The following is a 1,046-nucleotide window of genomic DNA, read 5'->3' as shown; positions in this document are numbered from 1 at the left end:
CGGCGGCCGTAACTATAACGGTCCTAAGGTAGCGAAATTCCTTGTCGGGTAAGTTCCGACCTGCACGAATGGCGTAATGATGGCCACGCTGTCTCCACCCGAGACTCAGTGAAATTGAAATCGCAGTGAAGATGCTGTGTACCCGCGGCTAGACGGAAAGACCCCGTGAACCTTTACTATAGCTTCACACTGGACGCTGATGTTGCTTGTGTAGGATAGCTGGGAGGCTTGGAAACTCGGACGCCAGTTCGAGTGGAGCCAACCTTGAAATACCAGCCTGGCATCATTGGCGTTCTAACTCAGGTCCGTTATCCGGATCGAGGACCGTGTGTGGTGGGTAGTTTGACTGGGGCGGTCTCCTCCCAAAGAGTAACGGAGGAGCACGAAGGTACCCTCAGTACGGTTGGAAATCGTGCATTGAGTGCAAGAGCATAAGGGTGCTTGACTGCGAGACAGACACGTCGAGCAGGTACGAAAGTAGGTTCTAGTGATCCGGTGGTTCTGTATGGAAGGGCCATCGCTCAACGGATAAAAGGTACTCCGGGGATAACAGGCTGATACCGCCCAAGAGTTCACATCGACGGCGGTGTTTGGCACCTCGATGTCGGCTCATCACATCCTGGGGCTGAAGTCGGTCCCAAGGGTATGGCTGTTCGCCATTTAAAGTGGTACGCGAGCTGGGTTTAGAACGTCGTGAGACAGTTCGGTCCCTATCTGCCGTGGGCGTTGGAGATTTGAGAAGAGCTGCTCCTAGTACGAGAGGACCGGAGTGGACGCACCTCTGGTGTTCCGGTTGTCACGCCAGTGGCATTGCCGGGTAGCTATGTGCGGACAGGATAACCGCTGAAAGCATCTAAGCGGGAAGCCCCCTTCAAGATGAGATCTCCCCGAGGCCTTGAGCCTCCTGAAGGGCCCAGCGAGACCAGCTGGTTGATAGGCCGGATGTGGAAGCGCTGCAAGGCGTTGAGCTAACCGGTACTAATGGCCCGTGAGGCTTGACCATATAACACCCAAGGGGTCTGTGATGACCCACGACGCCGGGTACG

At 55.6% G+C, this 1,046-nt stretch carries 1 rRNA gene; it reads left to right on the top strand.

The window, feature by feature from the left end:
* Window positions 1-1,003, top strand: a 23S ribosomal RNA gene (locus Q0894_RS15590); the annotation flags it as partial.
* Window positions 1,004-1,046: the final 43 nt, after the last annotated feature.

The organism is uncultured Halomonas sp., assembly GCF_947501415.1.
Classification (GTDB): domain Bacteria; phylum Pseudomonadota; class Gammaproteobacteria; order Pseudomonadales; family Halomonadaceae; genus Halomonas.
This window is presented reverse-complemented; position numbering and strand designations above follow the sequence as displayed.